This is a genomic window from Variovorax nivicola (assembly GCF_051216475.1).
Lineage (GTDB): Bacteria > Pseudomonadota > Gammaproteobacteria > Burkholderiales > Burkholderiaceae_C > Variovorax.
Genome location: NZ_JBPJZK010000022.1, coordinates 1 through 20,644, shown reverse-complemented (window position 1 = coordinate 20,644; position 20,644 = coordinate 1). Strand labels below are relative to the sequence as shown.

The 20,644-nt window shown below is 67.3% G+C and carries 18 protein-coding genes; 9 read left to right on the top strand and 9 right to left on the bottom strand.

Features of this window, described 5'->3' with window-relative positions:
- Window positions 1–69: 69 nt before the first annotated feature.
- The gene (locus tag ACSFBF_RS35245; RefSeq protein ID WP_435475015.1) at window positions 70–1,698 is read left to right on the top strand and encodes a peptide chain release factor 3; all 1,629 of its coding nucleotides are present in this window, start codon (window positions 70–72) and stop codon (window positions 1,696–1,698) included.
- A gap of 7 nt (window positions 1,699–1,705) precedes the next feature.
- On the opposite strand, the gene ACSFBF_RS35240 is transcribed toward ACSFBF_RS35245, so the two are convergent.
- The 3 genes from ACSFBF_RS35240 to ACSFBF_RS35230 all read right to left on the bottom strand — a co-directional run bounded on the left by ACSFBF_RS35240 (window position 1,706) and on the right by ACSFBF_RS35230 (window position 4,546).
- Window positions 1,706–2,509 (bottom strand): ABC transporter permease, encoded by an 804-nt coding sequence (locus ACSFBF_RS35240; RefSeq protein ID WP_435475013.1) that lies wholly within the window; start codon window positions 2,507–2,509, stop codon window positions 1,706–1,708.
- Window positions 2,510–2,705: 196 nt separating this feature from the next.
- Entirely contained in the window at window positions 2,706–3,548 is an 843-nt protein-coding gene (locus ACSFBF_RS35235) for an ABC transporter permease (RefSeq protein WP_435475041.1), read from the bottom strand.
- A gap of 2 nt (window positions 3,549–3,550) precedes the next feature.
- The gene (locus ACSFBF_RS35230) at window positions 3,551–4,546 is read right to left on the bottom strand and encodes an ABC transporter ATP-binding protein (protein ID WP_435475011.1); all 996 of its coding nucleotides are present in this window, start codon (window positions 4,544–4,546) and stop codon (window positions 3,551–3,553) included.
- Between the two features lie 96 nt (window positions 4,547–4,642).
- On the opposite strand from ACSFBF_RS35230, the gene ACSFBF_RS35225 reads away from it, so the two are divergent.
- Complete coding sequence (locus ACSFBF_RS35225) at window positions 4,643–5,509, top strand: HAD-IIB family hydrolase (RefSeq protein WP_435475009.1); 867 nt, start codon at window positions 4,643–4,645, stop codon at window positions 5,507–5,509.
- A gap of 49 nt (window positions 5,510–5,558) precedes the next feature.
- Here ACSFBF_RS35225 and ACSFBF_RS35220 read toward each other — a convergent pair whose 3' ends face one another.
- Window positions 5,559–6,770 carry a porin gene (locus ACSFBF_RS35220; protein WP_435475007.1) on the bottom strand — a complete coding sequence of 404 codons (1,212 nt, stop codon included), beginning with the start codon at window positions 6,768–6,770 and terminating at the stop codon, window positions 5,559–5,561.
- A 190-nt stretch (window positions 6,771–6,960) separates the two neighbouring features.
- Window positions 6,961–8,208 (bottom strand): MFS transporter, encoded by a 1,248-nt coding sequence (locus ACSFBF_RS35215; RefSeq protein WP_435475005.1) that lies wholly within the window; start codon window positions 8,206–8,208, stop codon window positions 6,961–6,963.
- A gap of 88 nt (window positions 8,209–8,296) precedes the next feature.
- Between ACSFBF_RS35215 and ACSFBF_RS35210 the strand changes: the two genes are divergently transcribed.
- Window positions 8,297–8,866 carry a TetR/AcrR family transcriptional regulator gene (locus ACSFBF_RS35210; protein ID WP_435475003.1) on the top strand — a complete coding sequence of 190 codons (570 nt, stop codon included), beginning with the start codon at window positions 8,297–8,299 and terminating at the stop codon, window positions 8,864–8,866.
- Here ACSFBF_RS35210 and ACSFBF_RS35205 read toward each other — a convergent pair.
- From ACSFBF_RS35205 to ACSFBF_RS35190, 4 genes are all read right to left on the bottom strand, one after another.
- Entirely contained in the window at window positions 8,853–9,836 is a 984-nt protein-coding gene (locus tag ACSFBF_RS35205; protein ID WP_435475001.1) for a Bug family tripartite tricarboxylate transporter substrate binding protein, read from the bottom strand. The two genes, ACSFBF_RS35210 and ACSFBF_RS35205, sit on opposite strands and share 14 nt — an antisense overlap.
- Window positions 9,837–9,991: 155 nt before the next feature.
- On the bottom strand, window positions 9,992–11,032 hold the full coding sequence (locus ACSFBF_RS35200) for a histone deacetylase family protein (RefSeq protein WP_435474999.1): 1,041 nt from the start codon (window positions 11,030–11,032) through the stop codon (window positions 9,992–9,994).
- A 36-nt stretch (window positions 11,033–11,068) separates the two neighbouring features.
- A complete protein-coding gene (locus ACSFBF_RS35195) occupies window positions 11,069–12,118 on the bottom strand; it encodes an ornithine cyclodeaminase (RefSeq protein ID WP_435474997.1) in 1,050 nt (349 codons plus the stop codon).
- Window positions 12,119–12,267: 149 nt separating this feature from the next.
- Entirely contained in the window at window positions 12,268–13,677 is a 1,410-nt protein-coding gene (locus tag ACSFBF_RS35190) for an aminotransferase-like domain-containing protein (protein ID WP_435474995.1), read from the bottom strand.
- 171 nt (window positions 13,678–13,848) lie between these two features.
- On the opposite strand from ACSFBF_RS35190, the gene gabT reads away from it, so the two are divergent.
- From gabT to speB, 6 genes are all read left to right on the top strand, one after another.
- Window positions 13,849–15,141: a 4-aminobutyrate--2-oxoglutarate transaminase gene (gabT, locus tag ACSFBF_RS35185; protein WP_435474993.1), complete on the top strand. Its 1,293-nt coding sequence runs from the start codon at window positions 13,849–13,851 to the stop codon at window positions 15,139–15,141.
- A 30-nt stretch (window positions 15,142–15,171) separates the two neighbouring features.
- On the top strand, window positions 15,172–16,266 hold the full coding sequence (locus tag ACSFBF_RS35180) for an ABC transporter ATP-binding protein (protein WP_435474991.1): 1,095 nt from the start codon (window positions 15,172–15,174) through the stop codon (window positions 16,264–16,266).
- Between the two features lie 61 nt (window positions 16,267–16,327).
- Window positions 16,328–17,356, top strand: a complete 1,029-nt coding sequence (locus tag ACSFBF_RS35175; RefSeq protein ID WP_435474989.1) for an ABC transporter substrate-binding protein — start codon at window positions 16,328–16,330, stop codon at window positions 17,354–17,356.
- A 30-nt stretch (window positions 17,357–17,386) separates the two neighbouring features.
- Window positions 17,387–18,643, top strand: a complete 1,257-nt coding sequence (locus tag ACSFBF_RS35170; RefSeq protein ID WP_435474987.1) for an ABC transporter permease — start codon at window positions 17,387–17,389, stop codon at window positions 18,641–18,643.
- A 22-nt stretch (window positions 18,644–18,665) separates the two neighbouring features.
- Entirely contained in the window at window positions 18,666–19,487 is an 822-nt protein-coding gene (locus ACSFBF_RS35165) for an ABC transporter permease (protein ID WP_435474985.1), read from the top strand.
- Entirely contained in the window at window positions 19,463–20,461 is a 999-nt protein-coding gene (gene speB / locus ACSFBF_RS35160) for an agmatinase (protein WP_435474983.1), read from the top strand. The genes ACSFBF_RS35165 and speB overlap by 25 nt, the downstream gene beginning before the upstream one ends.
- The last annotated feature ends 183 nt before the right edge of the window (window positions 20,462–20,644 follow it).

Sequence of the window (20,644 nt, the reverse complement as noted above, 5' to 3'; positions counted from 1 at the left end):
TGCCCCTCGGCCGGGGCCGCCGCGGGGCGACCTTCTAAAATCGCGGCATTCCCCCGCAGATTGCCCACCTTGTCTTTTGTTGCCGAAACCCGCCGCCGCCGCACCTTCGCGATCATTTCCCACCCTGACGCCGGCAAGACCACGCTGACCGAAAAGCTGCTGCTTTTCTCCGGCGCGATCCAGATCGCCGGCTCGGTGAAGGCGCGCAAGGCCTCGCGCCATGCCACCTCCGACTGGATGGAAATCGAAAAGCAGCGCGGCATTTCGGTGGCCTCTTCGGTCATGCAGATGCTGTATCGCGACCACGTGATCAACCTGCTCGACACGCCCGGCCACAAGGACTTCTCGGAAGACACCTACCGCGTGCTCACCGCCGTCGACTCGGCTCTGATGGTGATCGACGCAGCCAACGGCGTGGAAGCGCAGACGCGGCGGCTGATCGAGGTTTGCCGCCAGCGCGACACGCCCATCATCACCTTCGTCAACAAGATGGACCGCGAAGTGCGCGAGCCGCTGGACATCCTCGACGAGGTGGAGCGCGAACTCGGCATGCCCTGCGTGCCCATGACCTGGCCCGTGGGGCAGGGCAAGACCTTCCGCGGGATCATGAACCTGCGCACGCAGGCGATGACGGTGTTCGAGTCGGGCAGCGAACGTCTGCCGCAGGACTTCGAGACCATCCCGCTGACCGAGCGCGACACGCTCACCAAGCGCTTCGGCGCCGACTTCGAGACCGCCATGGACAGCATGGAGCTGGCCACCGGCGCATCGCCCACCTGGGACCGCGAAGCCTTCCTGGCTGGCAAGCAGACGCCCGTGTTCTTCGGCTCCGGCGTGAACAACTTCGGTGTGATGGAAGTGCTCGACGCACTGGTCGACCTCGCGCCGCAGCCGCAGTCGCGCACCAGCACCACCATGGTCAACCGCCAGCCGGTGGTCAAGGAGATCCAGCCCGAGGACAAGGACTTCGCTGGCGTGGTCTTCAAGGTGCAGGCCAACATGGACGCCAACCACCGCGACCGCATCGCCTTCGTGCGCATGGCCTCGGGCAAGTACACGCCGGGCATGAAGCTCAAGGTGCAGCGCACCGCCAAGGAGCTGCGGCCCACCAGCGTCGTGACCTTCATGAGCCAGCGCCGCGAGGCGGTGGAAGAGGCCTATGCGGGCGACATCGTGGGCTTCACCACGCATGGCGGCGTGCAGCTGGGCGACACCATCACCGACGGCGCGAGCCTGCAGTTCACCGGGCTGCCTTTCTTCGCGCCCGAGCTGTTCATGACCGTGATCCTGAAGAACCCGTTGCGTACCAAGCAGTTGCAGCAGGGCCTGGCCCAGCTCGGCGAAGAAGGCGCGATCCAGGTGTTCCGCCCCGAAGTCGGCGGCCCGATGCTGCTGGGCGCGGTCGGCCAACTGCAGTTTGAAGTGGTGCAGCACCGCCTGAAGGCCGAGTACGACGCCGACGTGCGGCTCGAAGGCTGCCAGTACACCGGCGCACGCTGGATCACGGCCGACACCCCGGCCGAGCTGCGCGAGTTCGTCAACGCGTATCCGGTGCGCATGGCCAAGGACGCGGCCGATACGCTGGCCTTCCTGTGCACCTCGCCGTACGACGTGCGGCTGGCGCAGGAGCGGTTTCCGAAGATCCACTTTCATCCGCTGCGCGAGCATGCGGGGTTGGCGCTGCAGAGCGCCGGTTGATGGCGCGCTAGCTGCCCGTCGAGGCGTAGTGGCGCAACCCGAAGCGCCACGCCCCGAACGCCGCCGCGAAAAACACGAATCCCGCGAGCGGCGACACCATGCCCACCCACCCGGGTGCTCCCAGCGGATCAGCCTTGCCCAGAATCGCCAGCACCGGGTAGTACGCCACGCAGGCCAGTGGAACGATAAAAGTCAGCACGCGGCGGAACCACTGCGCATACAGCGCCAACGGGTACTGCGCCGCCTGCACGCCGCCATAAGTCAGCACGTTGGCGATCTCCAGGCTCTCGACGGTCCAGAACGACAGCGTGCCCTGCAGCACCAGGATGCCGAGGAACAGTGCAACCCCACCGGCAATGGCGAACAGCGCGATCGCCACCGTGGCCGGAGTCCATGCGATGGCCGCCTGGTGCGTGGCGAACACGATCACCGCCACACCCTGCAGCAAGCGCCCTGTGCGGCTGATGCGGAAGTCGTTGCCCATCAACTGCAGTGCGAGCGAACGCGGGCGCAGCAGCAAGCGGTCGAATGCACCTGTGCGCAGGAACTCCGTGCCGAGCACGTCGAAGCCGCGGCCCAGCGCATCGGCCAGCGCAAACATGCAGTTCACCAGCCCGTAGAACAGCGCCACCTCGCCGATGTGCCAGCCCTGCACTTCACCGAAGCGATGGAACAGCGCCCAGACGGCAATCACCTCGATGCCGGACCCGAGGAACTGGCCTAGCGTCAGCATCAGTGCCGAAACTGGGTAGCGCGCCTGGGCGCCGATGGAGGTCTGCACCAGCCGGAAGAAAAGGGGTAGTGAGTGCATCTCAGTGGCTTTTGTTCGGGGTGCGTGCGAATGACACCGGGTACTCCCCTCCGCGAATGTCCCCCGCCTTCGGCTCCTCCTTTATTTCGCTGCGGGGAGCACCCGATGCCATTCGCACATGAGCGCTGCCGTTGTGCGGGCCGATCAACGACTGCTCCCCGAAACAATGCAGCAAATCAAAAGACAAGCTTCCACCCTAGCCACCCTGAATCTGCAGACTGCGCATGGTCCGCCCCATCGCAAACCGGCCCAACGTGACCAGCACAACGATCCAGAAACACTGCAGCCCCAACCCGCCCAGCGCATGCCAGCCGCTCAATTGCCCGAAGTACAGCCGCGCCGGAATGTCCATGAGCCCGGCCAATGGCTGGATCAGCAGTGCGGTCTGCCAGGCGTCCGGCAACAGCGCGAGCGGCAACAGGTTGCCCGAGAGCACGATGATCACGGGTGTCGCCACCGCGTTGATGCCGCGCTCGTTGAGTGCCGCCGTGATCCCCACGTTGAGCAGCATCACCATCGCCGTCGAAAGCAGCAGAGCGAGCAGCGCCGACAACAGGAACGCGACACCCGCCGCCGCACTCACGGGCAGTTGCCAGGCCCAATCGCCCAAGCCCATCAGTGGCAACGCGACCGCGGCGAAGGCAGCCATCAGCGCCATGCGCGGCAGCACGCGCGCCGCGATCCAGCCGGCACTGCGCGCGAACCACAGCGCGTAGGCGTCAACCGGGCGCAACCGGTCGTAGGCCACCGCGCCGGTGCGCACTGCCTGCGCCACTTCCGGATCACCCTGCCACGGAAGCAGCACCAGCAGCCCCTGCGCGAGCCAGGTGTAGGTGATGGCCTGTGCGAGCGACATCGGCAAACCCGCTCCCGCGATGGCCGTCCCGCCATAGAACGCAGCGAACACCATCACCTTGATGCCGCCCCACCAGCACTGCGTCGCAAAGCCCGCGAGCGCGGCCGTGCGGTACTGCAGCATCTGCAAGAAGCGTGAGGCGAAGGCCGCGATGTAGGGGCGCGCGAAGGCCGGCGGCTTCATCGTCACGCTTCGGCCGCTCCATGCATGGCATAGAAGCGCGCGATCACGGCTTCGATGGCCAGGCCTTCGAGGCGGATGTCTTCCACCGCATGCTCGGCCGCGATGCGTGCGATCAGTGCCGGTGCGGTGGTCACCGCGGGGTCGAAGTCGAGCACCAGTGTCTGGCCGTCACGCGAATGCACCTTCGCACCGGCCACCTGCAACGGCAGTTCCACGTCCTGTGCAAAGTCGACCACCAGCCGGCGCTCGGCCATCACCTGCGCGCGCAGGGCCTCCACCGGACTGTCGGCCAGCACGCGGCCGTGGCCGATGACGATCACGCGACGGGCCAGCGCCTCGATGTCATGCATGTCGTGCGTGGTCAGCAGCACGGTGGTGCCGCGCTCGCGGTTGGCGCGGCGCACGAAGTCGCGCACGGCGAGTTTCGACGGCGCGTCGAGTCCGATGGTCGGCTCGTCGAGAAAAAGAATGTCGGGTTCGTGCAACAGCGCCGCAGCAATTTCTGCGCGCATGCGCTGGCCCAGCGAGAGCTGGCGCACCGGTTGGTCGAGCACGCGCTCCAGATGCAGCAGCGCGACCAGCTCGTCGCGTGTGCGGCGGTAGCGCACCGGGTCCACGCGATAGATGTCGCGCAGCAGGTCGAAGCCGTCGCCCACGGGCAGATCCCACCACAGCTGCGTGCGCTGGCCGAAGACCACGCCGATGCGCGCCACGTGGCGCTCGCGGTCGGCAAAAGGGTCGCGCCCGTCGATCTCTACGCGCCCGCCGTCAGGCCGCAGGATGCCCGAGAGGATCTTGATGGTGGTCGACTTGCCCGCGCCGTTCGGCCCGATGAAGCCGAGCAGTTCGCCGCGCTCGAGCGAGAACGAGACGCCCGACAGCGCCTCCACCGTGCGATGGCGGCGCTGCACGAGCCCGCGCAGCGCGCCCATCACGCCCGGGTCGCGCTCGGAAATTCGATAGGTCTTGCGGAGGTTGTCGACGAGGATGTGAGGCATGGAAAACGCCGCGCCGGCCTCGATGGCGCGGCGGGGGCGGGATGCTACACGAAAGCAAGCGCCGGTAGGATCGCGGCTCCTTCTGGTTTCCTTGCCATGTCCACGTCGCCTCCCCTGCCCGCCTCTCCCCACCACCTGTTGCCGCTGACCCGCTGGGAGGCGACGGCACGTAGCGCGCTCGTTGGCGTCTTCACCGACATCGACGACACGCTGACCCACGAAGGCGCGATCACGCCCGATGCGCTGCAGGCGCTGGGCGATCTCAAGGCCGCGGGGCTCTCCGTGGTGGCGATCACCGGCCGGCCGGTGGGATGGAGCCTGCCCTTCGTCAACGCCTGGCCCGTCGACGCCATCGTGGCGGAGAACGGTGCGGTGGCGCTGCTGCCTTCGGCCGATGGCAGGGTCGAGAAGCGCTACCAGCAGGATGCCGCCACGCGTGCCGCCAACTTCGCGCGCATGCAGGCCGTGCTGGAGCGCATCGAGCGCGAGATGCCGGGCGTCGGGCGAGCGACCGACTCGTCGGGGCGCGAGACCGACATCGCCATCGACCACAGCGAGTTCGTGCAGCTGAACGACGCCACCATCGCGCAGGTGGTCGCGCTGATGCGCAGCGAGGGCATGCACGCCACCGTGAGCAGCATCCACATCAACGGCTGGTACGGCGACAACGACAAGCTCGAGGGCGCGCGCTGGATCGTGCGCGAGTTGTGGGGCCGCACGCTCGACGACGAAATGGACCGCTGGGCCTACGTGGGAGATTCCACCAACGACCAACTGATGTTTCGCACCTTCGCGCACAGCATCGGCGTGGCGAACGTCGCGCGCTTCGTGCCGCAGCTGGAGCACCTGCCGCGCTATGTGACGCAGGGCGAGCGCGGCGCGGGTTTTGCCGAAGCGGCGCGCGCCGTGCTGTCGGCACGAATGCAACAAGGAAATAAAAAAAGCCCGCACGAAGCGGGCTAAAAGGATCGGTCAAGAGACCCTTGGAGAAAACTCGATAGGGCTATACGGCTCAGAACGCGTGGCGAATGCCGAACTCGTAGCCGGTCGACGACTTGGGCTGCAGCGCGACGCGGTTGTACGCGGCGACATACGACGGGCCGGCGCCAACCGTGAGACCCGCGCCGTTCTTGTTGCTGACGCGCGCGATCGTGCCGTAGAGCGCAGTGCGCTTCGACAGGTTGTGCACGTAGCCCAGTGCGAACTTGTTGGCCTTCGGATCGGGAGCGTTCACGATGCCGAGAGCCGGCACGCGGTTGAAGTCGTACTTGACCTGCGAGTACGAAGCGCGGATCTGGCCCGGGCCGATCGGCACGGTCACGCCGATCAGGTAGCCGGTGAGGTCGACGTCCGGCACACGGGTGAAGGCATTCAGCGGATCGCGCTGGTCCTTCGAGCGCGAGTACTCGCCGAACACCTTGACCATGCCGAAGTCGTAAGTCGCGCCGAGGTTGAAGGTCTTGATCTTGCCCGGGCGCGCCACGGCGGCGGCACCAGTGCCGGTCGTGAAGCTCGTGTCGTTCTGCGCGTAGCTGGCAGCCACGTCGAGCGGGCCGGACGCGTAGCCGACGCGTCCACCAATGTGGCGGCCGGTGTTGGTCTTGTCGGCGCCGGCCACGGAGTCCGGCGAGGTGCGGGTGAGCTCGTGCAGGCTGTAGCCCACGTTGCCGTAGAAGCCGCCCAGGTTGCGCGGCAGGAAGTACTGCACCATGTTGCCCGCGCGCTTGTACGTGCTGTTGCTGCCGTAGCCTGTGCCCGACACGCTGGTTTCGTTGGCGTCGATGATCAGCGAGCCGCCGATGCCGGTGTCGGCGAACGGATCGAACTGCTCTTCGTTCAGCACGGTGGCGGTCTTGTCGCGGCCGAGGCGGATTTCGCCGAAGCTGCCGGCAATGCTCACAGTCGAGCGGCGGCTGAAGTTGCTGAGGCCAGTGGCGCCGTCGTCGTTGGTGATCGGGGATTCGAGCCAGAAGCTGGCCGACAGGCCGCCGCCCAGGTCTTCCACGCCGCGGAAGCCGAGGCGGCTGGAGCTCAGGCCCGAATTGGCCAGTTCGGTGCGGCTGGCCTTCACGCTGTAGAAGGGGCCGAAGGGGTTCGTCGATTCGCTCTTGTTCGATACGTTGCGGTAGGCGGCGTCGACCACGCCGAACAGCGTTACGGTCGATTGCGCCGACGCGGCACCGCAAGCCGCGAGCGCGGCCAGAACAAGCAGGGATTTTTTCATTCGTATCACTCCAGGATGGGGAATTCGCCGCTCCGTTATCGGGCGCGACAGTTAAGAAGTCCGGGCCTTTGCGCCACAGGACTGCATCCGAGTGTTTCTTCGCTAGAAGACGAATGAATTACATAGGGTTAACGCTTAATTGACGAAGGGATACCGCACTTGACATGTTTGAGCTGCGCGCCATTGCGCGTCAATGCGCGCCACGGCGCAACACCGACCACTGGCTCCAGACGCCGAAAGCAGCGATCAGCAGCAACACCGCCGCGTAGCCTTCCGTCGTGTTCAGCAACCCCAGCGGCGCCACCAGGAAACCCGCCAGCATCGCGGGCAGGCTGAACGCGAGATAGCTCACGACGAAGATCGCCGCGAACAGTTCGCCGCGCTCGTGCGATTGCGCCAGTGGCGCCAGCGTCTGCACCAGCGCCGAGAACGCACCGCCGAAGCCGATGCCCGCCACCGCAGTGCCGACGAAGAACAGCGCAAGCGAACGGGTGACGAGCGACGCGAGCAGCAGCCCCAGCCCGACCGCGATGCTTGCCATGCCGAGGATGACGGGCCGTGGCGCGGCGAAGCGTCCGAGCAAGGTAGGCGCAATCGCGCCCATGCCGGAGAGCACCGCCACCGTGAGGCCGTTGACCACGCCGTTGTCGATGCCGAACACATGCAGCATCAACGACGGCGCGAGCGACAGATACAACCCGCCGAGCGCCCACACCACGACGAACACCGGCAGCCCGCGCGTGAACTCGGCCCGTGCGCGCACAGGAATCGACACGCGCGGCACCAGCGAGGCCAGAGCGCCGGCGCGCGGCGTGACGGTCTCGGGCATCCACAGCACCACCGCCGCACCCAGCGCGAACACAGCGGCCAGCACGCCGAACACCAGCACTACCGGCTGGACCGAGAACTTCACGGCCATGCCCGTCAGCAACGCGCCCAACGCCAGACCGGCGAGCGGCGACACGCTCGTGATCAACGCCCCCAGCCGCTTGCGCGAAGCCGGCGCGGCCTCGACCACCGCCGCGCTCAAGGCGCCGCTCGCGATACCCGTGGCCACGCCCTGCACCACGCGAGCGACGATCAGCCCGCCGATACCGTTCGCCAGCAGAAAAAGCCCCATCGCCACCGCTTGCAGCACCAGCGCCGCCAGCACCACCGGCCGCCGTCCGATGTGGTCCGACAGCGAGCCGGCGACCAGCAGCGAGAGCAGCAGCGCAATCGCGTAGATCGCAAAAGCCACCGTGAGCAGCGAAGACGAGAAGTGCCAGGCGTGCTGGAACACCACGAACAGCGGCGACGGTGCGGCGGCCGCGAAGAAGAAGGCGAACAGCACGGCGGCCAGCAACGGAAAAGCCGCGCGTGCCGACAGGCGCCACGGCTTGGCGCGGGCGGCGAGGTCGGCGGTGCTGACTGCAAGGTCGGGGCAGGTGGATGGCATGGCGAATCCTTAATGCAACTTTTTTTGCTTTTGCGATTCTAGACCTGCGAATCAACTAAAGCAAATATCTTTGCGTTAAAGTCCGACCATGAACGACATCGCCCTTCCCCACAAACGTCCCGGTGGCCGCAGCGCGCAGGTGCAGGCGCTGGTGCGCACCGCCCTCGAAGAACTCGTGGCCGAACAAGGGCGGGAGCGCGTCACCGTGCCGGCCGTGGCCGAGCGCGCGGGCGTCAGCGCCTCCAGCATCTACCGGCGCTGGGGCGATCTGCAGGGGCTATTGGCGGAGACGGCCACCCACCGGCTCGACCCGAACCGCCCGCTGCCAGACACCGGCACCCTGCGCGAAGACCTGGAAGCCTGGGCGCGCGAACTCATCGAGCACCTGGCCAAGCCGCGCAATACCTCGTTGCTGAAAGCCGCAGCCGCGCTGGCCAACGGCGATTCGGACACCGACTGCCTGCGCAACCGCCGCAAGGAAGCGCTGACGCTGGTCGAGCAGGCGCGCGCTCGCGGAGAGCACGCACCGGAGCCGCAGCAGGTGATCGATCACCTGATTGCGCCGATCGTGTTTCGCCTTGTGTTCGGGGGCGACGCCGTGAAGCCGGAACTGGCGACGCGGCTGGTGGACGAGCTGTTCGTGCTCAGTTCGTCTTGACTTCCTTCGCCAGCCCCAGCTTGTCGATGATCACCTTCTCCCGCACCACCGTCTCCTGCGCAAACTTGGTGTAAGTCGCCGAGCTCATGTAGTTCGGCAGCATGTCGTAGCGACCGAGCGCGGTCACGTAGCTTGGCTCTTCCATCGCCTGCTTGAACGCGTCGTGCAGCTTCTTCACCACTTCGGGCGGCGTGCCCTTGGGCGCGCCGATGCCGAAGGGCGAGTTCTGCACCACGTCGTAGCCCAGCTCCTTCAGCGTGGGCGCATCGGGGAACTTGGCGAGGCGCTTCTCGCCCCAGGTGTTCAGCACGCGCAGCTTGCCGGCCTCGACCTGCGGCGCGAAGCCGGTGCTGTCGGCCGCGGCCATCAGCTGGCCGCTGACCACGGCGAGCATCAGGTCGGCACTGCCCTTGTAGGGCACGTGCTGCAGTTCGATGCCGGCCTTCTGCGCGACGATCTCCGTCGTCAGGTGCGGGCTGGTCAGCGTGCCGGTGGAGCCGTAGGTGAGCTTGCCGGGGTTGGCCTTGGCATACGCGACGAAGTCGGCCCAGGTCTTGAAGGGGCTGTTGGCCGGCACGACGATGCCGAAGGCGTAGCCGGTGACGTTGATGACGTACGTGATGTCCTTCAGCGGGTCCCAGTTGATCTTGGTGGTGTAGCCCAGGCGGAACACGCCGAGCGGGATCTGCGCGACGGTGTAGCCGTCGGGCTGCGAGGTCTGCAGCGCCTGCGCGGGCAGCGTGCCGCCGGCGCCGGGCTTGTTGTCGATGATCACCGGCTGGCCGAGGATCTTGCTCGCGTTCTCGGCGAGCTGACGCATGGTGATGTCGGTCGGGCCGCCCGCCGGGAAGGCGATCACCAGCTTGATAGGCTTGGCGGGAAAGCCTTGCGCGAACGCCGCCATGGGAGAAACAAGGCCGCAAGCGGCGAGCGTGGCGGCGGCACGGAGGAAAGTGGAGCGGCGAAACATGGCTGACGGGATCCTGACTTTGAAAGCAAGCGCCGATTGGGCCCCGCCCCGTCAGCGAAGGCAATCGGGGCTCCCCTGATTTCCCGGGAAAACAGGGCCATTCGTGGCATCCGAGTCGCCTGCGCGTCAGCGCGATCAGCGCGGCATGAGGCTGGCTACGCCTGCCCGAAGCCTTCGAGCACGTTCACCGCATTCACTCCCACTTCGGCCACCGCGTAGCCGCCCTCGAACACGAACACCGTCGGCAGGCCCGCGCGCGCCAGGTCTTCGCCCATGCGCAGGTAGTCATCGCTCTTGAGCTTGAAGCCCGAGATCGGGTCGCCCTCGAAGGTATCGACGCCGAGCGAGACCACGAGCGCGCCGGCCTTCACCTCGACGATGCGGTCGAGCGCGGTCTTCAGCGCCGCGCGCCATGCCGCGAAGTCCGTGCCGCGCGGCAGCGGCAGGTTGTGGTTGAAGCCTTCGCCCTGCCCCGCGCCGCGCTCGTCGGCGTGGCCCAGGTAGTACGGGTAGTCGGTCAGCGGGTCGCCATGCAGGCTCGCGAAGTGCACGTCGCTGCGCTCGTAGAAGATGGCCTGCGTGCCGTTGCCGTGGTGGTAGTCAACATCGAGCACGGCCACGCGTTCGACACCCGCGTCCCGCAGCGCCTGCGCCGCGACGGCGGCGTTGTTGAGGAAGCAATAGCCGCCGAAGAAATCGGCGCCGGCATGGTGGCCCGGCGGCCGCGAGAGCGAGAAGGCCGCGCGCTCGCCGCCAATGACGCGCTGCGCCGCAGTCCACGCACAGGCCGCGCCGTGCCGCGCCGCCGCCCAGCTGCCCGCCATCAGCGGCGTGCCCGCATCGAACGAGAACAGTCCCATGCGCGCCGGAAAGCTCTTCGGCAGCACGTCTGTGCGCATGCCGCGCGTGGGCCAGTACGAAGGCAGCGCATCGCGCGACACATTGGTCGGGTCCAGCGCGACCCACTCTTCCCACGCATGCGCGATGAAGTCCAGGTAACGCGGCGCATGCACCTTGGCCAGCAGCGCCTCGTCGAAGGCATCGGGCGCCTGCAGCGGGCCGAGGCCCCTTCGCTCCAGTTCATGCTTTACATGGTCGACGCGGGCGGGCACCTCGAAGCACGGCACGAGCTCGCCGCGGAACATCTCGACTTTGCCCTGATGAAGAACGTGCTGGTCGTTGTAGATGGTGAGCATGAGAAAACACAGGATCGGCGGTGGTGAAGCCGCCCATCATGCCGCACGCCGCAGCACCGCACGGCGCCGGCCCGAGGCCGTGAGGCCGAACAGGTCCTTCGGGTCGTCGAGCTCGGGCACCAGCGCAATCTGCTGGCCGATGCCACGCTCCGTGGCAAGGCGCTGGATGTAGCGCAGCGCCGTGTAGTCCTCCAGCGCGAAGCCTACCGAATCGAACAGCGTGACCTGCGCAGGGGTTTCGCGGCCGGGCACTTCGCCGAGCAGCACGCGCCACAGCTCGTGCACCGGAAAGTCGGCGGGCATCTGCTGGATCTCGCCCTCCACGCGGGTCTGCGGCTCGTACTCGACGAACACGCGCGCCTTGCGCAGCACGTCGGGGTGCAGCTCGGTCTTGCCGGGCGAATCGCCACCCACGGCGTTGATGTGCATGCCCGGCTCGATCATGTCCGGCGTGAGCACGGTCGCGCGCCCCTGGCAGGCGGTGACGGTGGTGACGACGTCGGCGCCGCGCACGGCCTCCGCCACGGAGCGTGCGCGCACGATCTCCAGCGGCGTGCAGGCCGACAGGTGGCGCACCAGCTTGTCGGTGGCGTGCGGGTCGGTGTCGTACACGCGCACTTCCTCGATGCCGAGCAGCGCATGAAAAGCCAGTGCCTGGAACTCGCTCTGCGAGCCGTTGCCGATCAGCGCAAGGCTGCGCGAATCGGGCCGCGCCAGTGCCTGCGCGGCCATGGCCGACGTGGCGGCCGTGCGCAGGGCGGTGGTGAGTGTGAGCTCCGACAGCAGCACCGGGTAGCCCGTGTCGACTTCCGCCAGCACGCCGAAAGCCATGACGGTCGGCAGCCCGACCTGGGTGTTGTGCGGGTGCCCGTTGACGTACTTGAAGGCATAGGCGCCGTCGTCGGCCACGGGCATCAACTCGATCACGCCAAGGTGCGAATGGCTGGCCACACGCGCCTTCTTGTCGAACTCGCGCCACCGCAGGAAGTCGTCGCGCAGCGCATCGGCCAGCGCGGTGAGGAACTGGGGAATGCCGGTCTCGTCCACCAGGCGGACCAGGCTGTGAACATCGATGAAGCGGGTCATGGCGCGGCTCCTTGCGTAGCCCCCGGCACGGCGCTTCATCCCCTCACATGTTCACTCCACCATGGCTGATTCAGGATGCGCCTGCGCCAAGGGTTCGAGCCATTGTGCGCCTGCTTGCGGGCCATTGCGAGCCCCGGCCTTGCCAAGCGTCAGTCGTACCTGCGCTCTTCGATGCTGCGCTCCAGGAAACGCCAGAGCCGCTCGTCTTCGCTGAAGGCCACGTTGAAACGCAGCCAGCCGGTGGGATGCGGGTTGACCAGAAACAGCTGGCCCGGGCCGAGCATGATTCCTTCCGCCGCGGCGCGCCGCGAGAGCTCGGCGCTGTCGGCAATGTCCGGGTGCCGGGCCCACAGGTACATGCCGGCCGCGGCTTCATGGAACAGCTCGAAGCCCAGGCCGCCCAGCCGCCTCGCGACGCTGCCTTGCGCCTGCGCGAGGCGGTCGCGCAGGGCCTTCAGATGCTTGCGCCAACGGCCGTCGGTCACGGTGCCGAAGGCCAGGCGCTCGGTGATGTCGGATGAAGTGAGGCCCGAGACCATCTTGAGCTGCGCCAGTTCTTCGAGCAGCTCCGGCTGCGCGACCACGTAGCCGACCCGGATGTTCGGCGAGATGGTCTTCGAGTAGCTGCCCACGTAGACCACGCGCCGCAGCTGCCCAAGGCTGGCGAGCGAGGGCCGCATCGACGCATCCATCTCTGCATAGATGTCGTTCTCGACCAGCGTGAAGTCGTGCGTCTGGGCCAGCTGGAGCAACTGCACCAGTTGCGGCAGCGAGGCCATCGAGCAGGTCGGGCTCTGCAGCCGGGGCTGGGTGAAGAAGGCCTTGGGCCGGTGCACCGCGAGCAGCGCCTCCAGCGCGGGCATGTCGTAGCCCGTGGGTGTGCGCGGCACGCCGATGATCTCCACGCCCAGGAAGCGCAGCATGAACATCAGGTTCGGATAGCCCGGGTCGTCCACCAGCACCGAATCGCCCGGCTTCAGCAGGCGGCGCGCGACCAGGTCCAGCGCTTGGCTGGAACCCTGGGTCAGCAAGACTTGCGCGGCCTCGACCACGATCTGCTGTTCCGAAAGCGCTTCGGCTGTTGCCATGCGCAGCGCCATGTGGCCGAAGGGCAGGCCGTAGCCGCCGATGTCGGTGCCTTCGGAGGCCAGGTGGCGCAGGCTGCGGCGCATGCCGTCCTCGAACAGCCAGTCGTGCGGCAACCAGCCGCAGCCGGGCTTGAGCGGCAGGTTGCGGTTCTCGAAGATCTGCTGCAGGTACCAGCGGGCGTCGAAGCGCGGGTCCGGGCGGGGTGCGCTTGCCGCACCGGCGGCGCTGTCCTCGCTGCGCCGCTTGACGAAGAAGCCAGCGTTGGCGCGCGAAACCAGCAGGCCCTGCGCCACCAGCCGGTCGTAGGCCTCGACCACCGTGAAAACACTGACGCCATGGGCCGCGGCAAAGGCGCGGATCGACGGCAGCTTGCTGTCGGCCTTGAGCTTCTGCGCGCCTATCAGTCCGCGCAGCCCTTCCACGATCTGGCTTACCAGCGGCGTCGGCTGTTCGGGGCGAAGAATGAGCATCGGGGGGCGTCTCTGGCAGACCGGCCTGCACCATATTGAGGAAAGTATGTACAGGATACAAGACCAGTACAGTCTTCCGGGCGATCACTTCCGGTGTACATGGCTGGATCGATTCGCGCGACCTAGAGTGCCGGGATTCCTTCTTCACAGCACCAAAGCACAGGTCGTACCATGCAACGCGAACCCCACCTCAGCAATGCCGTCCTCATGGCCCGCCGCAGCGCGGCCGTCGCCCGCGGCGTCGGCCAGGCCCATGAAATCTTCGTCAGCCGGGCCGCCAACGCCGAACTGTGGGACGTCGAGGGCCGCCGCTATATCGATTTCGCCGGCGGCATCGCGGTGCTCAACACCGGGCACTGCCATCCGGAGATCAGCGCCGCCGTCAAGGCGCAGGTAGATCTTTATTCGCACACCTGCTTCCAGGTGGTGGCCTACGAGCCCTACGTGGAGCTGGCCGAGCGCCTGAACGCGCTGGCGCCGGGTGCGTTCGCGAAGAAGTCGATCTTCCTGAGCACCGGCGCCGAGGCGGTGGAGAACGCCGTCAAGATCGCCCGCGCCCACACCCGGCGCCCCGGCGTCATCGCCTTCACCGGCGGCTACCACGGCCGCACGATGATGACGCTCGGCCTGACCGGCAAGGTCGCTCCCTACAAGATCGGCTTCGGCCCGTTCCCGGGCGAGGTGTTCCATGCGCTGTACCCGAACGCGCTGCATGGCGTGAGCGTGGACGACGCACTGCATTCGGTCGAGCTGCTGTTCAAGAACGACATCGAGCCCGAACGCGTGGCGGCCTTCATCCTGGAGCCGGTGCAGGGCGAAGGCGGCTTCTACGTGGCGCCCAACGACTTCGTCGAAGGCCTGCGCGCGCTGGCGGACCGCCACGGCATCCTCATCATTGCCGACGAGGTGCAGACCGGCGCGGGCCGCACCGGCACCTGGTTTGCCAGCGAGCAGTGGACCGTGGCGCCCGACCTGATCACCACCGCCAAGTCGATGGCGGGCGGCTTCCCGATCTCCGGCGTGGTGGGCCGCGCCGAAGTAATGGACGCGCCCGCGCCCGGCGGCCTGGGCGGCACCTATGCCGGCAGCCCCATCGGCTGCGCTGCGGCGCTCGCGGTGCTGAAAGTGTTCGACGACGAGCAACTGCTGGCGCGCAGCCGCGCACTGGGCGAGCGGCTCACGGCCGGCCTGCGGCGCATCGCGGCCGACGTGCCGGCCATCGGCGACGTGCGGGGGCTCGGCGCCATGGTGGCCATCGAGCTGTTCGAGCAGGGCGACACCGCGCGGCCCGATGCCGCGCTGACCCGTCAGGTGGTCGCGGAGGCGGCGCGGCGCGGGTTAATCCTGCTGTCATGCGGCACCTACGGCAATGTAATTCGCGTACTGGTGCCGCTCACGGCATCCGACTTGCTTGTGGACGAAGGCCTGGCGCTTCTCGCGGACAGCTTCGCCGCACTGCGCTGATCGACCGATCCTTTCCTGAAATCCTCCTCCATGACAGCTGAACCCTTGGTGCGCTTCCAGCGCGTCCAGAAAACCTACGACGGCGAACACCTGGTGGTGCGCCAGCTCGATCTGGACATTCACCGTGGCGAGTTCCTGAGCCTGCTCGGGCCTTCGGGGTCGGGCAAGACCACCACGCTGATGATGCTGGCGGGCTTCGAGTCGCCGACCTCGGGCGAGATCCTGCTCGACGGCAAGCAGATCACCGGCACGCCGCCGCACAAGCGGAACTTCGGCATGGTCTTCCAGAACTACGCGCTGTTCCCGCACCTGAGCGTGGGCCAGAACGTGGCCTATCCGCTCACCGTGCGCAAGGTGCCGAAAGACGAGCAGCAGCGCCGCGTGCAGCGCGCGCTCGACATGGTGCAGCTGCGCGGCATGACCGACCGCCTGCCCGGCCAGCTCTCGGGCGGCCAGCAGCAGCGCGTGGCGCTGGCGCGCGCGCTGGTGTTCGAGCCCCAGCTCGTGTTGATGGACGAGCCGCTCGGCGCGCTCGACAAGCAGCTGCGCGAGCACATGCAGATCGAGCTCAAGGACCTGCACCGCCAGCTGGGCGTGACCTTCGTCTACGTGACGCACGACCAGGGCGAGGCGCTCACCATGAGCGACCGCGTGGCGGTGTTCAACGAAGGCGTGATCCAGCAGCTGGACACGGTAGACCGGCTCTACGAGACGCCTTCCAACCGCTTCGTGGCCGGCTTCGTCGGCGACAACACCGTGCTCAAGGGCCAGCTTGGCCGAGGTGGCGAGCAGGCCGAGATGAAGCTGCCCGACGGCCGCGTGCTGCACGGGCTCAACGTCAGCGGCGCGGCCGCGGGCGCGACCGTCGAGGCCTGCATCCGCCCCGAGCGGGTGGTGCTGCATCGCCGGCCAGACGTACAGCGCCCCAACATGCTCGACGCCGAAGTGGCGCGCGTCATCTACTTCGGCGACCACCTGCGGCTGCTGTGCCGCGTCGGCGGCGACCAGGCCGAAGCCACCGTGAAGCTGCCGCTGAACGGCCTCGAAGGTGCCGCAGCGCCGCAGGCCGGCGAAGCGGTGGTGCTCGAATTTCCGACGGCGCATGCGCGCATCTATGCCTCCTGAACCCGGTTCGTTGCCCTCTCGTTTCCTTTCTTTCCGTTCATCACCCAGGAAGACTCACACCATGAAAAAGACACTCCTCGCCTGCACCGTCGCCGCCAGTTTCGCGCTGCCGGCCTTCGCCCAGCAGCAGCTCACCGTGGTCAACTTCGGCGGCGCCAACGCCAATGCGCAGAAGAAGGCCTATTACGAGCCCTACGAGAAGACCGGCACCAAGATCATTCCGGTCGAATACAACGGCGAGCAGGCCAAGATCAAGGCCATGGTCGAGACGAAGAAGGTCACCTGGGACGTGGTCGAGGTCGAGTCGCCCGACGCCGCGCGCGGCTGCGACGAGGGCCTGTTCGAGAAGCTCGACTACTCCAAGATCGGCGCCAAGGCCGACTTCCTGCCGGCCGCCGTCACCGATTGCGGCGTGGGCCTGTTCGTGTGGTCGACCGTGATGGCCTACAACGGCGAGAAGCTCAAGACCGCGCCCAGCAGCTGGGCCGATTTCTGGGACGTGAAGAAGATCCCCGGCAAGCGCGGCATGCGCAAGGGCGCGCGCTACAACCTCGAGTTCGCGCTCATGGCCGACGGCGTGAAGCCGGCCGATGTCTACAAGGTGCTCGGCACCAAGGAAGGCGCCGACCGCGCGTTCAAGAAGCTCACCGAACTCAAGCCGAACATCCAGTGGTGGGAAGCCGGCGCACAGCCGCCGCAGTTCCTGGTGGCCGGCGACGTGGTGCTGACCACCGTCTACAACGGCCGCATCGACGCGGCCAACCGCGAAGGCCGTGACCTCAAGATCTACTGGCCGGGCGGCATCTACGACCTCGACTACCTGGTGATCCCGAAGGGCGCGCCGAACAAGGAGGCCTCGCTGAAGTACATCCAGTTCGCGATGCAGCCGGCCAACCAGGCGGTCTACGCGCAGAACATCGCCTACGGCCCCACCAACACCAAGGCGCTGACCTCGCTCAGCCCCAAGGTGCTGGCCGACCTGCCGACCTCGTCGACCAACGCCAAGGATGCGCTGCAGTTCAACGTCGGCTTCTGGGCCGACCAGGGCGAGGCGCTCGAGAAGCGCTTCGCATCCTGGGCCACGCAGTAAATAGATAAACCAGCGAGCGCGAAAGAGGCCATGCACGCGGCAACGTCTGTCCCCCTGGTTCCAGCAGAAGCGCCGCCCGGCGAACTGCGGCGTGCGCTGGCGCGCGCCGAAGCCCGCCGCAAGTGGCGCGCCTTTGCGCTCACGGTGCCGCTGCTGGTGTTTCTGCTGCTGACGCTGCTGGTGCCCATCGTCGCGCTGCTGCAGCGCGCGGTCGAGAACCCCGAGGTGGCCAACGCGCTGCCGCGCACCGTGCGCGCGCTCGATGGCTGGAACCGCAAGGAGGCGCCCGCGCCAGCGGCCTTTGCAGCCGTTGCGGCCGATCTCGGCCAACTGCCCGACAGCTCCGACGCGGGCGCCCTCGCGCGCCGCCTCAACACCGAGATCGCCGGCGCCCGCTCGCTGGTGATGGGCACCTTCCGCGCGCTGCCGATCGCCGGCACGCCGGAAGAGGTCAAGGCGCGCATGCTGGAGCTCGACCCGCGCTGGGGCGAGGCGCCGTACTGGCAGGCGATTGCCAAGAACGGCTCGCGCTGGACGCCCGACTACCTGCTCGCCTCGGTCGACCTGCGGCGCGACGTGGCCGGCGAGGTGGAGCGCATGCCCGCCGACCAGCGCGCCTTTGCCGGCATCCTGCTGCGCACCTTCCAGATCAGCGCCGTGGTCACCTTCTTCTGCCTGCTGCTGGCCTATCCGCTGGCGTGGTGGCTGTCGACGCTGCCGGCGCGCAAGGCCAACGTGCTGATGATCCTGGTGCTGGTGCCGTTCTGGACTTCGATCCTGGTGCGCGTGGCCGCATGGATCGTGCTGCTGCAGTCCGAAGGGCTGGTCAACCGCGGCCTCATGGGCATCGGCCTGATCGACCATCCACTGGCGCTGCTCTTCAACCGCACCGGCGTGATCATCGCGATGGTGCACATCCTGCTGCCCTTCATGATCCTGCCGCTGTACAGCGTCATGAAGAGCGTGCCGCCCACCTACCTGCGCGCGGCCGTCTCGCTGGGCAGTTCGCCGCTGGCGGCCTTCTTCCGCGTGTACGTGCCGCAGACCTATCCGGGCATCGGCGCCGGCGCGCTGCTGGTCTTCATCCTCGCTATCGGCTACTACGTGACGCCGGCGCTGCTCGGCGGCGCGGACGACCAGATGCTGAGCTACTACATCGCGCGCTACACCAACGTGGAAATCAACTGGGGCATGGCATGCGCGCTGGGCACCGTGCTGCTGGTCGCCACGCTGGTGCTGTATGCCGTGTACCGCCGCATCGGCAAGGCCGAGCTGAGCCTTGGCTGAGCCGCACGAAAGACAGACAAGCATGCTCATCAAGCTTCCCCAATTCCCGGCCTACGCCACCTTCGCCGACAAGCTCGGCTGGTGGCTGGTGCGTGCCGGCTGCGTCGCAGTGCTGGCCTTTTTGCTGGCACCGATCCTGGTGGTGATTCCGCTGTCGTTCTCCGACAGTTCGTTCCTGGCCTACCCGATTCCCGGCTGGTCGCTGCGGTGGTATCGCAACCTCTTCGAATCGCCCGAGTGGGCGCGCGCGGCGCGCAACAGCTTCATCGTCGCGCCGGCCGCCACGGTGCTCGCCACCGTGCTGGGCACGATGGCGGCGGTGGGGTTGTCACGCACGAGCTTCGCCTTCAAGGGCCTGCTCATGAGCGTGCTGATTTCGCCGATGGTGGTGCCTATCGTGGTGGTGGGCGTTGCCACGTATCTCTACTTCGCGCCCATCGGCCTGGCCGACACCTACTTCGGGCTGATCGTGGTGCATGCGGCGCTGGGCGCGCCCTTCGTGCTGACCACCGTGCTCGCCACGCTGGCCGGCTTCAACCAGAACCTGGTGCGCGCATCGCTGAGCCTGGGCGAGACGCCGTTCAGGACCTTCATGCGCGTCACGCTGCCGGTGATTGCGCCGGGCGTGATCTCGGGCGCGCTGTTCGCCTTTGCCACTTCATTCGACGAGGTGGTGGTCACGCTGTTCCTCGCGGGGCCGGACCAGGTCACGCTGCCGCGCCAGATGTTCACCGGCATCCGCGAGAACATCTCGCCCACCATCGCCGCCGTGGCGACGCTGCTGATCATCTTCACCACCACGCTGCTGCTTGCGCTCGAATGGCTGCGCGGCCGGCGGCGCTGAACTCACGACACACGATGCCCACCACCACAACACCGAACCAGCCGCTCGGCGGCAACACCATGCCGCGCTTCGCCGGCCCCGGCACGATGATGCGGTTGCCCTCGGCAACGTCTGCGCAGGGGCTGGACGCGGCGTTCATCGGCGTGCCGCTAGATATCGGCACCTCCAACCGGCCGGGTGCGCGTTTCGGGCCGCGCCAGATCCGCGCCGAGTCGGCGCTGCTGCGGCCCTACAACATGGCCACCGGCGCAGCGCCTTTCGACAAGCTGAACGTGGCCGACCTGGGCGACGTGCCGATCAACACCTATTCGCTCGAAAAATCGATTGACATCATCTCGGACTTCTACGACACGGTGCTGGCCGCCGGCTGCGCGCCGCTGACGCTCGGCGGTGACCACACCATCGCTCTGCCGATCCTGCGCGCATTGGCGCGCAAGCATGGTCCGGTGGCGCTGGTGCATGTCGATGCGCATGCGGACGTGAACGACGACATGTTCGGCGAGCGCATCGCGCACGGTACACCGTTCAGGCGCGCCGTCGAAGAGAACCTGCTGGCCTGCGACAAGGTCTGGCAGATCGGCCTGCGCGGCACCGGCTATGCAGCAGATGATTTCGACTGGCCGCGCGAACAGGGCTTCACCGTGGTGCAGGCGCACGAGGTCTGGTATCAGTCGCTGGCGCCGCTGATGGCGCAGGTGCGCGAGCGCATCGGACCGACGCATCCGGTCTACATCAGCTTCGACATCGACGGCATCGACCCTTCGTTCGCCGGCGGCACCGGAACGCCAGAGATCGGCGGGCTCACCGTACCGCAGGCGCTGGAGATCGTGCGCGGCTGCCGCGGGCTGAACGTGGTGGGCGCGGATCTGGTGGAGGTCAGTCCGCCGTACGACACGAGCGGGAACACTGCGCTGCTTGGGGCCAATCTGCTTTACGAAATGCTCTGCGTGCTCCCCGGTGTGCCCTTTCGCTAGGAGCCTGTTCGGGGTGCGTGCGAATGACACCGGGTACTCCCCTCCGCGAATGTCCCCCGCCTTCGGCTCCTCCTGATATTGTTTCTCCCGCTCCCGTAGCGCTGAAGGGAGCCCGTCCGGTAAACCCCGCTCTCCTCCTTGGGCTGTCCAGCCCGCAATAAAGACTGGGGAACCGCACGGATT